Origin of the sequence: Nocardioides sp. NPDC127503 (assembly GCF_040302165.1) — a bacterium.
GTDB lineage: Bacteria > Actinomycetota > Actinomycetes > Propionibacteriales > Nocardioidaceae > Nocardioides.
Genome location: NZ_JBEORH010000010.1, coordinates 238,399 through 255,791 on the forward strand (window position 1 = coordinate 238,399; position 17,393 = coordinate 255,791).

Annotated in this window: 19 protein-coding genes; 8 read left to right on the forward strand and 11 right to left on the reverse strand. The window is 69.5% G+C overall.

Translation table 11 applies throughout. The annotated features are described in order from the left end of the window. Positions 1–33: 33 nt before the first annotated feature. The 5 genes from ABTW65_RS22510 to ABTW65_RS22530 are packed head-to-tail and all read right to left on the reverse strand — an operon-like array spanning position 34 to position 4,724. On the reverse strand, positions 34–1,743 hold the full coding sequence (locus ABTW65_RS22510) for a hypothetical protein (protein WP_350664234.1): 1,710 nt from the start codon (positions 1,741–1,743) through the stop codon (positions 34–36). Positions 1,744–1,758: 15 nt separating this feature from the next. Further along, positions 1,759–2,097: a DivIVA domain-containing protein gene (locus ABTW65_RS22515; protein ID WP_350664236.1), complete on the reverse strand. Its 339-nt coding sequence runs from the start codon at positions 2,095–2,097 to the stop codon at positions 1,759–1,761. A gap of 3 nt (positions 2,098–2,100) precedes the next feature. Next, complete coding sequence (locus tag ABTW65_RS22520; protein WP_350664238.1) at positions 2,101–2,820, reverse strand: LOG family protein; 720 nt, start codon at positions 2,818–2,820, stop codon at positions 2,101–2,103. Beyond that, the gene (gene dapE / locus ABTW65_RS22525; protein WP_350664240.1) at positions 2,817–3,902 is read right to left on the reverse strand and encodes a succinyl-diaminopimelate desuccinylase; all 1,086 of its coding nucleotides are present in this window, start codon (positions 3,900–3,902) and stop codon (positions 2,817–2,819) included. The genes ABTW65_RS22520 and dapE overlap by 4 nt, the downstream gene beginning before the upstream one ends. 21 nt (positions 3,903–3,923) lie before the next feature. Next, positions 3,924–4,724 (reverse strand): TetR/AcrR family transcriptional regulator, encoded by an 801-nt coding sequence (locus tag ABTW65_RS22530; protein WP_350664242.1) that lies wholly within the window; start codon positions 4,722–4,724, stop codon positions 3,924–3,926. A 99-nt stretch (positions 4,725–4,823) separates the two neighbouring features. Here ABTW65_RS22530 and ABTW65_RS22535 point away from each other — a divergent pair, with 99 nt between their 5' ends. From ABTW65_RS22535 to ABTW65_RS22545, 3 genes are read left to right on the forward strand one after another with little or no spacing between them, the layout of a single operon-like run. Continuing rightward, a complete protein-coding gene (locus tag ABTW65_RS22535) occupies positions 4,824–5,279 on the forward strand; it encodes a nitroreductase/quinone reductase family protein (protein WP_350664244.1) in 456 nt (151 codons plus the stop codon). Continuing rightward, a complete protein-coding gene (locus ABTW65_RS22540; protein ID WP_350664246.1) occupies positions 5,276–6,238 on the forward strand; it encodes an ATP-binding cassette domain-containing protein in 963 nt (320 codons plus the stop codon). The genes ABTW65_RS22535 and ABTW65_RS22540 overlap by 4 nt, the downstream gene beginning before the upstream one ends. Continuing rightward, positions 6,235–7,035 (forward strand): ABC transporter permease, encoded by an 801-nt coding sequence (locus ABTW65_RS22545; RefSeq protein WP_350664248.1) that lies wholly within the window; start codon positions 6,235–6,237, stop codon positions 7,033–7,035. The genes ABTW65_RS22540 and ABTW65_RS22545 overlap by 4 nt, the downstream gene beginning before the upstream one ends. Positions 7,036–7,096: 61 nt before the next feature. On the opposite strand, the gene ABTW65_RS22550 is transcribed toward ABTW65_RS22545, so the two are convergent. Next, positions 7,097–7,573, reverse strand: coding sequence for an aromatic ring-opening dioxygenase LigA (locus ABTW65_RS22550; protein ID WP_350664250.1), 477 nt, complete (start codon positions 7,571–7,573; stop codon positions 7,097–7,099). Between the two features lie 137 nt (positions 7,574–7,710). Between ABTW65_RS22550 and ABTW65_RS22555 the strand changes: the two genes are divergently transcribed. Further along, positions 7,711–8,124 carry a cupin domain-containing protein gene (locus ABTW65_RS22555; RefSeq protein ID WP_350664253.1) on the forward strand — a complete coding sequence of 138 codons (414 nt, stop codon included), beginning with the start codon at positions 7,711–7,713 and terminating at the stop codon, positions 8,122–8,124. Positions 8,125–8,250: 126 nt separating this feature from the next. Then, positions 8,251–8,721 carry a DUF6069 family protein gene (locus ABTW65_RS22560; protein ID WP_350664255.1) on the forward strand — a complete coding sequence of 157 codons (471 nt, stop codon included), beginning with the start codon at positions 8,251–8,253 and terminating at the stop codon, positions 8,719–8,721. A gap of 13 nt (positions 8,722–8,734) precedes the next feature. On the opposite strand, the gene ABTW65_RS22565 is transcribed toward ABTW65_RS22560, so the two are convergent. Further along, entirely contained in the window at positions 8,735–9,415 is a 681-nt protein-coding gene (locus ABTW65_RS22565) for a class I SAM-dependent methyltransferase (RefSeq protein WP_350664257.1), read from the reverse strand. A gap of 79 nt (positions 9,416–9,494) precedes the next feature. Between ABTW65_RS22565 and ABTW65_RS22570 the strand changes: the two genes are divergently transcribed. Further along, positions 9,495–9,977 carry a hypothetical protein gene (locus tag ABTW65_RS22570; RefSeq protein ID WP_350664259.1) on the forward strand — a complete coding sequence of 161 codons (483 nt, stop codon included), beginning with the start codon at positions 9,495–9,497 and terminating at the stop codon, positions 9,975–9,977. Positions 9,978–9,989: 12 nt separating this feature from the next. Here the strand turns inward: ABTW65_RS22570 and ABTW65_RS22575 are convergent, their stop codons facing one another. The 4 genes from ABTW65_RS22575 to ABTW65_RS22590 all read right to left on the reverse strand — a co-directional run bounded on the left by ABTW65_RS22575 (position 9,990) and on the right by ABTW65_RS22590 (position 15,891). Then, positions 9,990–10,967, reverse strand: a complete 978-nt coding sequence (locus ABTW65_RS22575; protein WP_350664261.1) for a putative endonuclease domain-containing protein — start codon at positions 10,965–10,967, stop codon at positions 9,990–9,992. A gap of 95 nt (positions 10,968–11,062) precedes the next feature. Beyond that, complete coding sequence (locus ABTW65_RS22580) at positions 11,063–11,851, reverse strand: class I SAM-dependent methyltransferase (protein ID WP_350664263.1); 789 nt, start codon at positions 11,849–11,851, stop codon at positions 11,063–11,065. 94 nt (positions 11,852–11,945) lie between these two features. Then, complete coding sequence (gene ileS, locus ABTW65_RS22585; RefSeq protein WP_350664265.1) at positions 11,946–15,176, reverse strand: isoleucine--tRNA ligase; 3,231 nt, start codon at positions 15,174–15,176, stop codon at positions 11,946–11,948. 268 nt (positions 15,177–15,444) lie between these two features. Beyond that, positions 15,445–15,891, reverse strand: a complete 447-nt coding sequence (locus ABTW65_RS22590; RefSeq protein WP_350664267.1) for a GNAT family N-acetyltransferase — start codon at positions 15,889–15,891, stop codon at positions 15,445–15,447. 56 nt (positions 15,892–15,947) lie between these two features. Here ABTW65_RS22590 and ABTW65_RS22595 point away from each other — a divergent pair, with 56 nt between their 5' ends. Together ABTW65_RS22595 and ABTW65_RS22600 are read left to right on the forward strand one after the other, a co-directional pair. Beyond that, positions 15,948–16,718 carry an enoyl-CoA hydratase/isomerase family protein gene (locus tag ABTW65_RS22595; protein ID WP_350664269.1) on the forward strand — a complete coding sequence of 257 codons (771 nt, stop codon included), beginning with the start codon at positions 15,948–15,950 and terminating at the stop codon, positions 16,716–16,718. 58 nt (positions 16,719–16,776) lie between these two features. Continuing rightward, complete coding sequence (locus ABTW65_RS22600; protein ID WP_350664271.1) at positions 16,777–17,346, forward strand: DinB family protein; 570 nt, start codon at positions 16,777–16,779, stop codon at positions 17,344–17,346. The last annotated feature ends 47 nt before the right edge of the window (positions 17,347–17,393 follow it).

Below are 17,393 nucleotides of genomic sequence, written 5' to 3' on the forward strand. Positions count from 1 at the left end.
GGAGTTTCGGCGGGTTGACCTGCTTCGAACCTGTCAGATGACCGAAGTTCCGTAGGCCCAGGTCAGCCAGATCGCGAGGATCACCAGCGTGAGGTGCACCGCGATGGCCGCTCCGGAGGACTCGTGGAACGCTCCGTCCCGGTCCCGGCGGTCGCCTCCGACGGGCCGGTCGTAGGCGTCGTCGTAGCGCTCGTCATAGCCGCGGTCGTAGGCCTCGTCGTAGTCGTAGCCCTGCGCGTACGCCTGGTCATAGCCCTGGTCGTAGCCCTGCTCGTGTCCCGCGTAGGCCGGCTCGTCGTAGCCCTGGTCGCGCTGACGTCGACGCGGCTGCGCGTCGGGCGCGGGCGGGGCCGGAGCAGGAGGCTCGGTCCGGTCGCGGCGCCGGTCCCGGTCGCGCGGACCGTAGGACTCGAAGGAGTAGGGATCGTACGTCTCGGGCTGCTGCCCCGCGGGGCGGCCGGACTGTCGGCTCGGCGCGGGCGGCGGCGCGGGTGCGGGTGCTGGCTGGGGTGCCGGTTGGGGTGCTGGCCGGGGCGCCGGGCGCGGTGCGCGCGGCGGGGTCGGCTGCTGTTGGCCCGGGTAGTCCGAGTAGCTGCTGTCGCGCCGGTATCGGCGGTCGGCGAACTCGTCGTGGTTCTCGTTGCGGCGGTCGTCATAGCGGTCGTCGTAGCCACGCGAGCGGCGCTGCGGCGGCTCCTGACGGCGACCCCACGGGTCCTGGCCGCCCTGACCCGGCTGGGGCTGCTCGGGCGCCGGACGCTGAGGGGCCGGACGCTGCGGGGCGGGGCGCTGGGGGGCGGGGCGCTGGGGAGCCGGACGCTCGCGCACCGGCTGCTCCGGGGCACGCCGCTCCGGCGCGGGTCGCGCGGGCGCTGGCGCAGGCGCCGGGCGGTCCTGCCGCGGCCGGGCGGGAGGCTCGGGGGCGGGCGGCTGAGGCACGGGCTGGTGACGTACGGGCTGCTGGGGCGCCGGCGGCTGGGGTGCGGCTGCCCGCCGGGGTGGCCGCTGCGGCGACGGCTGGGGCTGCGGTGCCGGCGGGGGCGGGGCCTGCCGCCCTGCCACCCGGCGACCGGTCTGCCCGTCCCGCATCGGCGCCGGCGCGGGAGCCGGGGCAGGCGCGGGAGCCGGAGCTGGGGCAGGTGCAGGAGCCGGCGGCGGCGCAGGCGACGGGTCGCGTTCGACCGGTGGCATCACCGCGGTCTCGTCGACACCCGCCGCTGCTCGCCGGGGCTCGGGCCGGCGTTCGGCCGGGCGTCCAGGCTGGGCGACGGGCTGAGGAACAGGCTGCTGAACCGATCGGCGCGGGTCGGCGTAGGCCGCCCGGTCGTCGGGCTCGGCGTAGTCGTCGTAACCGGCCTCGGCGTAGCCGGGCTCGTCGTAGCCGTAGCCGTCCTCGGCGTACTCCTCGTCGTAGCCGTCGTCATAGCCGTAGTCGTCGTGGCCGGCGGCCGCGGCGCGCTGCTCCTTGATCCGACGGGCGAGCAGGTAGAGGCCCGCGATCGCGGCTAGCCAGATCCCGAAGAGCCCGATGACACCCGGGACGTCGCCGCCGAGGAAGAACGAGGACGGCGAGGCGAGGAAGAGGACCCAGATCAGCAGGCCGGCGGCGCCGGCGTACAGGTGGATCTTGGGCGGCAGCCCCGCCTCCTGCGACTGCAGGAGGTGTGGCTTCAGATAGGTGAGCGCGACGATCACCGCGACCAGGACGGTCACGGCGTAGACGAGTACGGCAGCGAAGCTCACGGCAGCGATTCTGTCCTAGACGTCGGGCGAGCCCGAATCGGGCTCGGGCGTATGTGGTGTGAGTCCCCCGACTCCGACCTCGGCATCGGCATCCCCGGCCGCGGTCGACTCACGCCATTCTGCCTCCTCGGCAAGGCGGGCGATCAGAGCGTCCACCTCGTCCATCCGGTAGCCGCGGAAGGCCACCGAGAAACGTACGTGACGCAGGTCTGAGGCCTCCAGGACGCGGTCGCGGGGCACCAGAGCGTCCGGCTGGTCGCCGTACTCCTCCCCCATCGGCGCGCCCGTCCCGGCGGCTACGAGGGCGACTCCTCCGAGAGCCAGCACGATGAGTGCCGCGAAGATCCAACCCATCGGTCAGTCACGCGCCTTCAGCATCAGCTCGACCGCCTCGTCCACGTCGTCGGTGAGGGTGATCATGTCCAGGTCGCTCTGCTTGATCCGGCCGTCGGCCAGCATCGTCTCGCGCATCCAGTCGAGCAGCCCCTGCCAGTGCTCCACGCCCATCAGCACGACCGGGAACTGGGTGATCTTCTTGGTCTGGGAGAGCGTCATCGCCTCGAAGAGCTCGTCCATGGTGCCGAGACCGCCAGGCATGACGACGTAGCCCTGGGAGTACTTCACGAACATCATCTTCCGCACGAAGAAGTAGCGGAAGTTGAGCCCGAAGCTGACGTAGTCGTTGAGCCTGGCCTCGAAGGGCAGCTCGATGCCGAGGCCGATCGACTCCCCACCGGCCTCGAGGGCGCCCTTGTTGGCCGCCTCCATCGTGCCCGGACCGCCGCCGGTGATCACCACGAAGCCCGCTTCCGCGAGACCTCGGCCGACGGCCTCGGCCTGCGCGTAGGTCGGGTGGTCCTTCGGCGTGCGCGCCGACCCGAAGACCGAGACCGCTGGGCCGACCTCGGAGAGGTCGTTGAACCCCTCGACGAACTCGGCCTGGATCTTCATGACCCGCCAGGGGTCGGTGTGGACCCAGTCGCCGTGGCCGGAGCTGTCCAGCAGTCGCTGGTCGGTGGTGCTGCCGGCGGGGCGCCCCTTGGTGGGGCGTGGGCCGGAGCCGCTGCGTCGGGTCATGCGGTCAACCAATCACGAAGGGCCTGCTCGCAGGTGATGATCTCGGAGATCCGCACGTGCTCGTCGGCCTTGTGGGCGAACATCGGGTCACCAGGACCATAGTTGACCGCCGGTATGCCGAGAACCGTGAACCGCGCCACATCGGTCCAGCCGAACTTGGGCCCGACCTCGCCGCCGACCGCCTCGATGAAGGCCTTGGCCGCAGGACGGTCCAGACCGGGCAGCGCACCCGGGGCCGAGTCGGTCAGGGTGACGTCGTAGCCCTCGAAGAACTCGGTCACGAACGCCAGCGCCTCCTCCTCGCTCCGGTCGGGCGCGAAGCGGAAGTTGACCGTCACCACGCACTCGTCGGGGATCACGTTGCCCGCCACTCCACCGGCGACGAAGACCGCGTTGAGGCCCTCGTGATACTCCAGCCCGTCGATGACCGGCTTGCGCGGGAAGTACGACTCCAGGCGGCGCAGCACCTCGCCGGCCTTGTGGATGGCGTTGACGCCACGCCAGGAGCGGGCGCTGTGGGAGCGCTCGCCGGTGGTGCGTACCTCGACACGCAGCGTTCCCTGGCAGCCGGCCTCGACGCCGGCGTTCGAGGGCTCCATCAGGATCGCGAAGTCTCCGGCGAGAAGGTCGGGCTCACTGGCCGCGAGCTTGCCGAGGCCGTTGTGGACGGCCTCGATCTCCTCCGCGTCGTAGAAGACGTACGTCACGTCACGGTTGGGCTCATCGAGGGTGGCGGCGAGCTTGAGGATGACCGCGTCGCCGGACTTCATGTCGCAGGCGCCGAGGCCGTGCAGGATGCCGGTGGCCTCGTCGAGGCGGCTCGGGAAGTTGCCGTTGACCGGCACCGTGTCGAGGTGGCCGGCGATGACCACGCGCTCGGGGAGGCCGAGGTCGGTGCGCGCGACGATCGAGTTGCCGCGCCGCTCGACGACGAGGTGGTCGTACGCAGCCAGCGCCCGCTCCACTGCGTCGGCCAGCTCCAGCTCGTTGAGGCTCACGGAGTTGATGTCCATCAGCTGCCGGGTCAGCGTCACCACGTCGGTCGTCAGGTCGATCTCGGGAGTGTCAGGACTGGTTGTCACAGGCGCTAGTCAACCAGCCCTTCATGAGAGTTCGTCGGCCGCACCGGTTGACCGGCGCTCGACGTGCGCGAGCACCCCGTCGATGATCCTGGCCAGCCCGTAGTCGAGCTCGCGGGCGGGGTCGGTGGCCGCCTGGTAGGTCTCACCGGCGGCGGTGCCGACCCGGTTGGCCAGCGGATAGTGGCTGTCCGCCATGACCTCGTTCAGCGTGTCGTAGTTGGCCTCCCACCACTCCGACTCGGTCATCCCGGTGACCTGCTCGGCGCGGCGCTTCATGAGCTCGCTGCGGGCGATGTTGCCCGCGAAACCGATCAGCACGGCGACCGTCTGGTCCATCTCCAGGTCGGAGAGCCCGAGACCGTCGACGGCCTGCAGCTGCCACTCGTAGCGGTCGCTCATGTTGGGCCCGAGCCAGGGGCGTACGTCCTGCACCTCGAGCAGCCACGGGTGGGCGCGGAGCTCGTCGTGGGCGAGGTTGGCGACCAGCTCGAGGCGCTTGCGCGGATCCTCCGGCAGTTCCGGCAGCTCGGCGCGGCCGGTCACCTGGTCGGCCATGAGCACCAGCAGCGCGTCCCGGTTGGGCACGTAGGAGTAGAGCGTCATCGCGCCCAGACCGAAGCGCTGGGCGATCGCGCGCATCGTCACCGCGGCGAGGCCCTCGGCGTCGGCGATGTCGATCCCGGCGTCGACGATCTCGTCGACGCTCACCTTCTGCTTGGGCCCACGCCTGGTCCTGGGCTCGTCGCGCACCCCGGTCCGATGGCGCCACAGCAGGCGCAGGGACGGGTCCGACTGGTCTGGCTGGTCCGGCACGTCGCTCATCGTAACCTCCTCCGAAATAATTTCGTACGTCGTACGGAACAAATGCTACAGTCGGTCCGTTGACATCTTCGTACGACGTACGAAATTGGAGGAACGTGTATGCCGAACGACGCGAAGCCGGTCCCGCCGCGCTGGCTCAAGCCGATGAACAAGGTCTTCATGACCCTGTCGAAGACCGGGCTCGGGATGAAGGAGCTGCCGGTGCTCACCGTGCCGGGCCGCGCGAGCGGCAAGCCCCGCAGCACCCCGCTCTCGGTCCTGGACCTGGACGGACGGCGCTACCTGCTCGAGGGTTTCCCAGGAGCTGACTGGGCCCGCAACGTACGTGCCGCCGCCGGCCGCGGCACCCTCCGGATCGGTAGGAACACCGAGGAGGTGCGCCTCGTGGAGGTGGAAGGGGACGAGGCGTTGACCGTGCTCCGGGTGTGGCCGGAACGGATGACGGACGGCGCGAAGATCATGCTCGACGCCGGCGTGGTCACCGCGGTGACGCCGGAGGCGTTCGAGGCGGTCGCGGGCCGCTGCGGCGTGTTCCGGATCGAGGTAGGCCGATGACCTCGACTCCCCTCTCCGCACGCGGCGTGCGCAAGCGCTACCGCGACACCCAGGCGCTCGACGGTCTCGATCTCGAGGTCGCCGCCGGCACCGTGCACGCCCTGCTCGGGCCCAACGGTGCCGGCAAGTCGACCGCGGTGAACGTCTTCGCGACCCTGACCCGGCCCGATGCCGGCGAGGTGCGTGTCGGCGGCCACGATGCCGTACGCCACCCCGCCCGGGTCCGCTCCACGATCGGCCTGGTCGGGCAGAGCGCCGCGCTCGACGAGGCCCTCCACGGCCGGGAGAACCTGGTGATGTTCGGACGCCTCCATGGGTTGCCGAAGACCGATGCCGTACGTCGCGCCGGCGAGCTCCTCGACGCCTTCGGCCTCACCGAGGCCGGCGACCGGAAGGTCTCGGGATACTCCGGAGGGATGCGGCGGCGCCTCGACATCGCCGCCGGCCTGGTCACCCGTCCGCGGATCCTCTTCCTCGACGAGCCGACCACCGGGCTGGACCCACGCGGCCGCCACGAGGTCTGGGAGATGGTGCGGCAGGTGGTCGCCGACGGGACGACGGTGCTGCTGACCACGCAGTACCTGGACGAGGCCGACCAGCTCGCCGGCATGGTCACCGTGCTCGGCGCGGGCCGGGTGATCGCCGAGGGCACCCCGTCGGCGCTCAAGAGCGATCTGGGCGGCGACCGGGTGATCATCACCGCGACCGGCCCGGACGACCTCGCCCGGATGGCCGGGGTCCTCGGCTCCGCGGCCGTCGTCGACCCCGACCGGCTCGAGGTCACCGTCGAGGCCGGCGCGGCCGGCGGTGGCGCCGCGGTCGTGGAGGTCGTACGCACTCTCGACTCCGCCGGCGTCACCGTCGACGACGTGCTGCTGCGCAGACCGACCCTGGACGAGGTCTTCCTCCACCTGACCGCCCCCGACCACGTACTCGATCCTGAAGGAGCCGCCCGATGACCGATCTGACTTCAGGTATCTCTTCCACCCTGCGACAGACCTGGGTGATCACGCTCCGCGACCTCAAGCACTGGCAGCGCGAGCCATGGGGACCGGTCTTCGGGATCCTGTTCGCGATCATGATGCTGCTGATCTTCGGCTACCTGTTCGGCGGCGCGATCGAGATGCCGGGCGGCGGGACGTACCTGCCCTATCTGCTGCCCGGGGTGCTCGCGCTGACGATGATGTTCGGCATCGACGGCACCATGGCCGTGGTCACCGAGGACACCAAGCGCGGTGTCACCAACCGGTTCCGGTCGCTGCCGATGAGCGGGCTCGCGGTGCCGCTGGGGCGGGCCATCGCCGACCTTGGCAACTCGGCGGTCCAGCTGGGCGTGCTGATGCTCGGCGGGCTGCTGATCGGGTGGCGGATCGAGGGCTCGTTCCTCGAGGCGGCCGCCGCGGTCGGGCTCCTGCTCTGGCTGCGGCTGGCGATGCTGTGGCTGGGCATCTTCCTCGGGCTGACCCTGCGGATGGAGGGTGCGCTGACCATGGTGCAGGTGCTGGTGTGGCCGCTGGGGTTCTGCTCGAGCCTGTTCGTCTCGCCCGAGACGATGCCCGGCTGGCTCGGCTTCCTGGCCGCCTGGAACCCGGTCTCGGCGACCGCCACCGCCTGCCGCGACCTCTTCGGCAACCCGACCGGAATCACCTCCGGCGCGCTCGCCGACCACGCGACGCTCCTGGCCGTCGCCTGGCCCGCGGTCCTGCTGGCGATCTTCGTCCCACTCTCCGTCCGGGCGTTCCGGCGTTTGGGCTGAGGACAAGAGAACGGGCCTGGGAAGGCGATGCCTTCCCAGGCCCGTTGGCGAGTGGATGGGGTCAGGCAGTGGCCGGTTCGAGGCCGTCGGTCTCCTCAGCGGCCTTCTCCTTCGCCGGCGCGACGGCTCGGGTCAGCGACCCGAGTGCGAAGGCGACGAACAGCAGCACGACGCCGAGGCCCGCGACCAACGCCGAGAGACCGAAGGCGGTGACCGCGGTGAGCAGCGAGGCGCGCACGAAGGACGACTCCGCCGCGACTGCGCGGATCGGGTCCTCCTGGTCCAGCTCGGCGTACGTCTTGCCCTTGGTGATCCCCAGGGCGTGCTTCTCGACGGTGGCCGCCTGGGAGTAGGCCGAGAACGGGCCGTCGACGATGTCCCCTGCAAGGAAGGATGCGTCGTCGGCGACAGTGATCTCCTGCGCCTTCAGCTGGGTGTGGGCCATGTAGTAGCTGGCGGCGCCACTGGCGATGAACAGGAGGCCGAACAGCCCGATCAGGGGGCTCAGCAGCTTCGCGATCCGAGGTTTGCGGGTCATGCAGACTAAGGCTCACCTAACTTACCTTCGGATGAAAGGCCCGGAGGGTGTGATCTTCGACTACGTCACGCGCCGCTGCTCGGTATTGTGCCGGGGAAGGGCCGCGGCGCGGCCAATGACAACCGTCGGGAGAGCCGATGACGGAGACACTCGACCTCAGCGGACATCAGCGTTTGCGAGTGGTCGACTCGACGCCGGCGATGCTCGCACTTGAATCGACCTGGACGCCCGGTGGCGACCCGCCGCGGGCCCATTTCCATCCGTCCCAGGATGAGACCTTCGAGGTGCTCGATGGCGAGCTCACTGTCGACCTCGACGGCGTGCGGAGGGTGCTCGGGGCCGGTGACCGGATCGAGGTGCCGCGGCGCACCGTCCATCGGATGTGGAACGCCGGCGAAGTGCCCGCGCGGGCCACCTGGCAGGTGACCCCGGCGCTGCGTACCGTCGAGATGTTCCGGACGATCGATGCCGGTCCCTCCGCCGCCGGGCTGGTGCTGATGCTGTGGACCTTTCGACACGAGTTCCGGCTACCACTGCGTTCCCCGCGCTGAACCCGTCCAGATTTTTTTCGGGAGTTTTTCCGGGAACCTGTCGGATCGGTGTCGAGCCGTTCGTGGAGTGAGTGAGAAGCGGCCAGACGGACCGCGACAAACCACCACAGGACGAGAGGCACCATCATGAGCACCAGCACCTACACCCAGGCCACGACCTCCACCCGCGGTCAGTTCGCAGCGCGGATGCCCGTCTGGCTCGTCAGCGTCGCCGCCGTCCTCGTCGGCGCGCTGGTCACCGGCGTCTACGAGTTCGCCGCCCGCGCGGTCGGGATCCCGTTCAACGTCGCCCTACCCGGCACCGGCATGGAGCCCGCCGCGATCCCCGCGACCGGGCTCGCCTGGGCCGTCGCCGAGCTCGGTCTGATCGGCATCATCATCGCCGTCTGCCTGGCCCGCTTCGCCAAGCGTCCGCGCTCGACGTGGAACCGCACCGCCTGGACCCTCACCGCCCTCTCGTGCGTCCCGAGCCTGATCGCCGTCACCGACTCCTACGCCACCAACATCATGCTGGTGATCTCCCACCTCGTCGCCGCAGCGGTGATCGTCCCCGCCATCGCCGCCCGGCTGGCGGAGCGGAACCCGCGTCGCGCCTGAGGTCCTGCGTACGTCAGCCCGGTGGTCGGCGAGCGATGATCAGCTCGCCGACACCGGGCATCGGCGTCGTCTCGACCGTGAACCCGGCGTTGGCCAGGTCCGCGAAGAGCGCCAGGTTGGGATGAGTGCGGTAGTACATGACGAACTTCGGCCGCCACACCGCGTTGCGCACCCGCATCACCAGGTCGAACCCGGAGAGCAGCCAGTACGCCGGATGGGTCGGCCCCGGCGCCCGGCTGACCGGCAGCGCGAACACCCCGCCCGGCCGCAGCGCCCGATGGATGCCGTCGAAGAGCTCCGGCCGCTCCTCCGGCAGAAAGTGCCCCAGCGCCCCGAAGCTCACCACCAGGTCGTACGCAGCCTCGAACGGCAGCGCGCGAGCATCCGCCCGCACCAGGTCGGCGTCGGGGTGAGCGGCCCTGGCCTGCTCGAGCATCCCCACGCTGAAGTCGACCCCTGTCGGCCGCTCCACGGTCGCCTCCGCGAGCAGCTCCAACCCGGCCCCGGTGCCGGTGCACACATCGAGGCCACGCTCGAACGGCCCGTACTCCCGCAGCGCGGTGATGGTCGCGGCGAGCAACCAGTCCGGCGTCCGGAACGGCGTCGCGTCGAACTTCGGCGCCAGCAGGTCGTAGCCCTGCTCCACCGACGACAGGGCCTGCACCATCAGCTCACGAAACGTCGGCCCCTGCATACTCTGACCGTAGCGCTCGGTCGACTCTCGAGTGTGCGAACTCATGCGGGCCAACGCCCCGTTGCTGGACACTGATGACATGACCCCCACTCGGCGAGCCCTCACCTTCGGGTCCTACTGGATCATCGGCGTCGTCGCCTTCGCCGTACTCCTCGCGCCGTACGAGCTCACCTGGCGTGCTCATGCGGACATTCCTGCCGTTCTCACCACAGCACCGGGCGCAGGATCGGACTCGCTCGGTTGGGTGGTGTACGCGCTCGTCACCATCGCCATCCCGCTCATCGGCGGGACCATCGGCGGCCGCGTGGTCGCGGCGCCCTTCTCCGACGCGCCCACCTCGGTCCGCACCCAACTGGCGGCTTATGCGGGTGGCGCAATCGTGTCGATCTGCGCCGGATGGGTGACCCTCATCGCCAGCGCCCTGACCTTCTCCGCCATCCCGCCGCGCACGACCCTGGCGGATGCGACCTACGCCTTCATCGTCTGGACCGCCTACGCAGCGGTCGCCCTCGCAGTGGCGAGGTCGGCCGCCCGGCGCAACGCCAGGCTCGCTATGGCGTGACCGTTGCCTCTGCTAGAACCGCGCTATCAGGCAGGAGTCGCCGCACGCCGTCGGGAAGTCCGTCCAGCCGCGGGATGCCAGGACACGCGCGATGCTCTGCGCGGTTCGGCATGGCGTCTCGAAGACCTGGTGCCAACGGAGTCGCGCGGTGACACTGCCCGTGGCGGCGAGATCATCGAGCACTCGGTCGGCATCACGCGCCTGGTCGCGCCAGGTGTCATGCCCCAACGCTCCGTCGAGCTCAACAATCAGCCCGTACGCCACGTACTCCACGTCTCGGAACTGGTTGCCCATCGGCGTCGCCCGCACCGTCTGTAATTCGGACCGTGGCAGCCCGTGGACGCGCTCGACCTTGGTGAGATAGCCGTGCTCGAGCACGGAATTCGTGCCGGACTCCAGATCGTCGATGATCCTGGCGATCCAGGCGCGGCGGCGCAGGGACGGGAAGCGACTCAGCGCCCCACGGAGTGAGCCGGCGGTGACGTAAGCCCGCCCGGCGACGTCGGCGAGACTGGCGATCGCGTCGATCTCCGAACGGGCGTCGTGCGCCATCGCCAGAGCGTTGTCGTCCAACTTCAGGCGAGGAGGGACGCCTCCGTGGGCATGAGTCTCGAGGTTGGTGAGGCGGTGGATCACGATGCCGGGCTGAGGCACAACTCTCCGGGTCTGGTCGATCGCGACATGGATCGGGTCCAGGACCATCCCGGGCACCATCGGCCGCTCCGTGCGGGGTGCCTCTACGCTCGGGCCACACACGTACGCGGGCGCGGCATAGAGGACGGCTGCCCAAGCGCGCTGATGCCAGGTGAGCGGACCGGTGTGATCGACGTACACCCGCGGATGCACCCGCACGATCTCCTTGCGCCGCTGCATTCTGATCATGTCGGCGCGCGTCAGCCCACCGGCCGCGAGCTGCGCATGACTGAGCACACCATCCTGCTGACGTCGCTGTGCCTCCATCAGCCGCTCTGCGTGCTCTCGCTCGCCCATGGATTCCGAGATGTCCACACCACAGTTATCGCACGCGACGACTCCAGGATGAGAACCCCTAGGAGGGTGAGTCATGCCCCGCGTGACTCACCCTCCTAAGGTCGCCTACCGGCTGCGAGTAGATGGTTGGAGAGGTCGTGGACTCCTCGTTGCCCGGCCACGGCGCGCGCCACAGTCAGCGCGGCCGAGTAGACCTCTGGGTCGATCTCGGTCAGCTGTTCCAAGGCCAAGCCGGCAGGTCCTTCGACACCCACCACCTCGACCTGCAGCAATCCAGACTCACTCAACTCGGCTGCCAACTCGGCACCGGTGTGGAAATGTCCGCCCGGGAATCGTCCGCCGGCGGGCGCGACTCCACGCCCGATCAGGTCTTCCCACCCACGCGGCAATCCAGCCCCGCCGGTGATCGCCGCGAGCCTCGCCAGTCTCGGAATCGCGGCAGCGAAGACCCACCCTCCAGGTCGCACCACCCGGATCGCCTCATGCAGCACCCGCAGTCGGTCCTCACGGTCGGCCAGGTGGTAGAGCGGACCGAGGAGCAGCACCACGTCCAGACTGCTGTCCTCAAAGGGCAGCCCCCGCGCGTCGCCGACCAGGGCCTCGAAAGTGCCGAACGTCCGCGCTCGATCAACCTGGTCGATGACCGGGTCCAGAAGCGTGACCTGATGCCCAGCAGACGCAAGCGCCGCGGCATGGACCCCGGTCGCGCCGCCGACATCTGCTATCCGCGATCCCGCTGGGATCCGCTCGGCAATGAGCTCCTGCGTACGCTCGAACTCCAGAACCCCCTGGGCCGATCTGCTGGTCAGCCGAGCTCCCTCGTCCCAGTCGAGGCCACCGTAGTAGGCCTGGATCTGCCGATCGATGTCCTCCTGGCTGGCCACGCTCGCACACTATCGACCGCGCGCCTCCCGCGGGAGAAACCTTAGGAGGGTGAGTCACGCCCGGCGTGACTCACCCTCCTAAGGTTCAACAGGATCAGGCCTTCGCTACCGCGATCTGGGCCTTTTCGCCGTCGCCCAGGTCGACCGGGTTACCCTCGAGCGAGTCGACCACGTCGTACGTCGTGGCGAGGGTCTCGCGGGAGATCAGGTCGGCGTGGGTGGTGGCGGCCTGGCGTACGGTCTCGGAGCCGGCCACCGAGAGGGTGATGCGGTCCTCGACGTTGAGGCCGGAGTCCTTGCGGGCCTGCTGGACCGCGCGGATCAGGTCGCGGGCGAGGCCCTCGGCGGCGAGCTCGGGGGTGACGACCGTGTCCAGGACGATGAAGCCACCAGCGAGCATCGAGACGGCGATGTCGTCGGAGGCGGCGCCGGCGACGGTCTCGAGGGTGTATTCACCCTCCTCCAGCGTCAGCCCACCGGCAACGACAACGCCGGACTCGTCGACCGACCAGTCACCGGACTTGGAGCCCTTGATGGCCTTCTGGACGTCCTTGCCCAGGCGCGGCCCGGCGGCGCGGGCGTTGACGGCGAGCTTCTGCTCGATGCCGTAGGTGCCGGCCTCCTCCGAGTCGGCGGCGAGCAGCCGGACGGACTTGACGTTGACCTCGTCGGCGACGATCTCCTCGAAGCCGGCGATGTCGGCACCGACCACGGTGAGACCACCGAGCGGCAGGCGGTTGCGGAGCTTGCGTGCCTTGCGCAGGGCGGAGGTCGAGGAGCAGACGGAGCGTACGGCGTCCATTCGGGCGACCAGGTCGGCGTCGGCCGGCAGGTCCTCGACGACCGGGTAGTCGGCCAGGTGCACCGAGCGGCCACCGGTCAGACCGCGCCAGATCTCCTCGGTGGTCAGCGGCAGCAGCGGTGCGACCAGGCGGGTCACCGTCTCCAGCACCGTGTAGAGGGTGTCGAAGGCGGCCTTGTCCTCGTTCCAGAACCGCTCGCGGCTACGCCGGATGTACCAGTTCGTGAGCACGTCGATGAAGCGCTGGGTCGCCTCGCAGGCCTCGGCGACGTAGTAGTCGTCCATCGCGGAGGTCATCTCGGCGACGTAGTCGCGCAGCTTGGCCAGGACGTAGCGGTCCAGCGGGTCCTCGGATGCCGTGGAGCCGGTGGTCTCGAGATCAGCCGCGTTGGCGTAGAGCTGGAAGAAGTACCAGCTGTTCCACAGCGGGATCATCACCTGGCGTACGGAGTCCCGGATTCCCTGCTCGGTGACGACAAGGTTGCCGCCGCGAAGGATGGGCGAGGACATCAGGAACCAGCGCATCGCGTCGGCGCCGTCGCGGTCGAAGACCTCGTTGACGTCGGGGTAGTTGCGCAGGCTCTTGGACATCTTCTGGCCGTCGGAGCCCAGCACGATGCCGTGGCTGATGCAGCTCGAGAACGCCGGGCGGTCGAAGAGCGCGGTCGCCAGGATGTGCAGGGTGTAGAACCAGCCGCGGGTCTGGCCGATGTACTCGACGATGAAGTCGCCCGGGAAGTGGTGCTGGAACCACTCCTCGTTCTCGAACGGGACATGGTTCTGCGCGAACGACATCGACCCGGAGTCGAACCAGACATCGAGTACGTCGGAGACCCGGCGCATCATCGACTTGCCGGTCGGGTCGTCCGGGTTGGGACGGACCAGGTCGTCGACGTACGGACGGTGCAGGTCGGGGTTGCCCTCGGCGTCCTTCGGCAGGGTGCCGAAGTCGCGCTCCAGCTCGGCGAACGAGCCGTAGACGTCCAGGCGCGGGTTGGCCGGGTCGTCGGACTTCCACACCGGCACCGGCGAGCCCCAGAAGCGGTTGCGGGTGATCGACCAGTCGCGGGCGTTCTCCAGCCACTTGCCGAACTGGCCGTCCTGGATGTGCTCGGGCACCCAGCGGATCTGCTGGTTGAGCTCGAGCATCCGGTCCTTGATCTTGGTGACCTCGACGAACCAGCTCGAGACACCTTTGTAGATCAGCGGCTGACGGCAGCGCCAGCAGTGTGGGTAGGAGTGGTTGTAGGACTCGCGGCGCAGCAGGATCGTGCCGGCGGTCACCGATCCCCCGGCCTCGCCGCGGGTGACCGCCTTGAGGTGGTCGATGATCTGCAGGTTGGCGTCGAAGACCTGGACACCGGCGTAGTCGACCACCGGCGCGGTGAAGCGTCCGTCCTTGCCGACCGGCATGACCGCCTCGATGTTCTCGCGGTCGGTCACCTCCTTGTCGACCTCACCGAACGCACCGGCGGTGTGGACGACCCCGGTGCCGTCCGTGGTGGTGACGGCGTCGTCGGCGGCCACGACTCGGAAGGCGTTCTGGTGCCCGGCGTAGTAGGAGAACGGCGGGGTGTAGCTGCGGCCGAGCAGCTCGGAGCCCTTGTAGCGGCCCAGGACCGTCGCCTCGTCCGCCTCCGGGAAGAGCTCCTTCTGGTACGCCGCGAGGCGAGCCTCCGCGAGGACGTACTTGGCCGTCTTGTCGGTGCCCGGGACCGGGCCCTCGACCACGGCGTAGTCGATGTCGGAGCCGACCATGACGGCGAGGTTGGACGGGAGGGTCCACGGCGTGGTGGTCCAGATCAGGATGTGGGCGCCGTCGAGGACCTCGTCCTCACCGGTGGCGTCGAGCGCGTAGCCCACGGTGACCGCCGGGTCCTGGCGGTCCTTGTAGACGTCGTCGTCCATCCGCAGCTCGTGGTTGGACAGCGGCGTCTCGTCCTGCCAGCAGTAGGGCAGGACGCGGAAGCCCTCGTAGACCAGGCCCTTGTCATAGAGCGTCTTGAAGGCCCAGATCACCGACTCCATGTAGTCGGGGTTGAGGGTCTTGTAGTCGTGGTCGAAGTCCACCCAGCGCGCCTGGCGGGTGACGTAGTCGCGCCACTCCCCGGTGTACTTCAGCACCGAGGCGCGGCTGGCCGCGTTGAACTTGTCGATGCCCATCTCGACGATCTCGTCGGTCGTCTTCAGGCCGAGCTGGCGCATCGCCTCGAGCTCGGCGGGCAGGCCGTGGGTGTCCCACCCGAAGCGCCGCTCGACGCGCTTGCCGCGCATCGTCTGGTAGCGCGGGACGATGTCCTTCACGTAGCCGGTCAGCAGGTGGCCGTAGTGCGGCAGGCCGTTGGCGAACGGCGGGCCGTCGTAGAAGACGAACTCGTTCTCGCCGTTCTCGCCGGCGTCACGGTTGTCGATGCTCGCCTGGAAGGTCCCGTCCTTCTTCCAGTAGTCGAGAATCTGCGTCTCGATCTCCGGGAAGCGTGGGCTGGCCGGGACTGTGGCTGAGTTGACCTTCGGATAGGCCATCGACGCATCTCCTGCTGGGTGGTAGTGGGTTGTCTTCACCACAGGGACGATCTTTCGACCGCGGTACCACCCTGCTTGTCCTGGTCGGCCACGCTCCACCGGTGGTTGAGCTTGTCGAAACCAGGGCCACTCATTCTCGGCTGTGACGGGCCACTCCCGCCGGGTTCTACTTGCCCGAAGGCTTTCTTCCCGGGGCTCGCCGCTGATGACGGCTCGAACGCCTGTAAGGAAGAGAGTACGCCGCCCGGCGCCCGCCACGCGAACCCGATTACACCGCGCGCCACATCCGCACGTGCGGACCGATCTCCGGGTCGTCCCACGGCTCACCGATCTCGACGAACCCGGCCCTCGCGTAGAAGGCGGCTGCCGGCGTACGCGCGTTGCACCAGACCAGCCCGCCACCCTCGGCTGCGACATGCTCAAGCGCCGCCTGCAGCACCTCGGCTCCGACACCCTGGCCACGCCACCCGTCCGCCGTCGCCATCCCCCGGATCCGCCACCCCTTCCCAGGGTGTTCGGGCAGGTCAGGGCACCCTTCGGGAAAGAGCCCGACGCACCCGATCAGACTCCCGTCCACATCCAGTGCCGCGTACGTCGCAACCTCGGGACCGTCATCCCCCGGCACCCTCGCCGCCTCCGGCGGCCCAGCGTTGCGCAACACCTTCGCCCGCAACGGATACGTCTCCTCAACCGCCACCCGGCGCACTGTGATCACGTCGCGACCATATCGGCGTGCGGACCCCTCGTCGGCGCACCTGGCAGGATGCGCGCATGAGTCTGATTCGCTACGAGTACGCCGATGGTTGCGCCCGCATCACGATGACCAACCCGGACCGGGGCAACGTCTTCAAGCCCGAGGCGGGCGCGGAGATGCTGGCGGCGATCCTGCGGGCGAAGGCGGACTCGGCGCGGGTGATCGTGCTGGCGGCGGAGGGGAAGTACTTCTCCGTCGGTGGTGACCTCGCCGGGTTCGCGGCCGCCGACGACCTCGGGCCGTTCATCCTCGAGCTCGCCGAGGGCGCCAACCGGATCATCACCGAGCTCGTCCGCTGCGACGCCATCGTGGTCAGCGCGGTCCAGGGCACTGCTGCTGGGGTCGGGTTCCCGCTGGCCGCGGCCGCCGACATCGTGATCGCGGCCGACAAGGCGAAGTTCAGCCTGGCCTACGCCAAGGTCGGGCTCTCGGTCGACGGCGGCGGGTCGCTCCTCGTACACACTCTGGGCCTGCACCGGGTGCTGCGGCTGACCCTGCTGGGCGACATGCTCTCCGCGACCGAGGCGCTCGAGGCCGGGCTGGTCGCTCGCGTCGTACCGGCCGATGACCTCGCCGCCACGGTGGACGAGGTCGTCGCGACCCTCCTCGCAGGCTCCCCCGAGGCGCTGGCGAGCACCAAGCACCTGGTCCGCGACGTCGCCGACCCCAATCCCGAGTCGGCGCTGCGGCGCGAGGCGCAGTCCATCTCCGCGCTCGGTGGCTCGGCCTCGGGACGCGAGGGCATCAACGCATTCCTGGAGAAGCGGCCGCCCAGCTTCACCGGCTGAAGTCATCGGCGACTGAAATCATTTGGCGCGGGGACTCTCGTTCCGCGAGGGTGAGCCCATGAGCAGCGATCAGCGACAGGTGGGGTTCGGCGGCATCTGGCTTCCCGAGGGCGAGGACCCGCGCCACCAGGACCAGCCGGCCGTCGGCGAGCTGGCGACGTACCGCGACTACCTGCGCCACTACCGGCTCACCCTCGAGCTCAAGTGCGAGGACCTCGGTCCGGAGGACCTGGTCAAGCAGAGCGTGCCGCCGAGCGACCTGAGCCTGCTCGGGCTGATCCGTCACATGGCGCGGGTCGAGCAGAGCTGGTTCCAGCGGGTGCTGAAGGAGAACCTCGACCTGCCGCGGCTCGACGCCGACGACCCCACCGGCGGGTTCCACAAGGTGGAGCCGACCCAGGAGTCGGTCGACGAGGCGTTCGCGAGCTGGCGTGAGCAGGTCGCGGCGGCCGACGAGTGGCTCGACTCGATCGACGACTCGATGCTCGGCGAGACCCGGGACGTCGGCCGCGGCGACGAGCCGACCAGCATCCGCGACATCCTGGTCCACATGATCGAGGAGTACGCCCGCCACGCAGGTCACGCCGACCTGCTGCGAGAGGTCATCGACGGGCGTACCGGGCAGTAGCCCCTCCCCCGCCCAACAAGCAGTTTCCTGAGACTAGGCTGAGACAG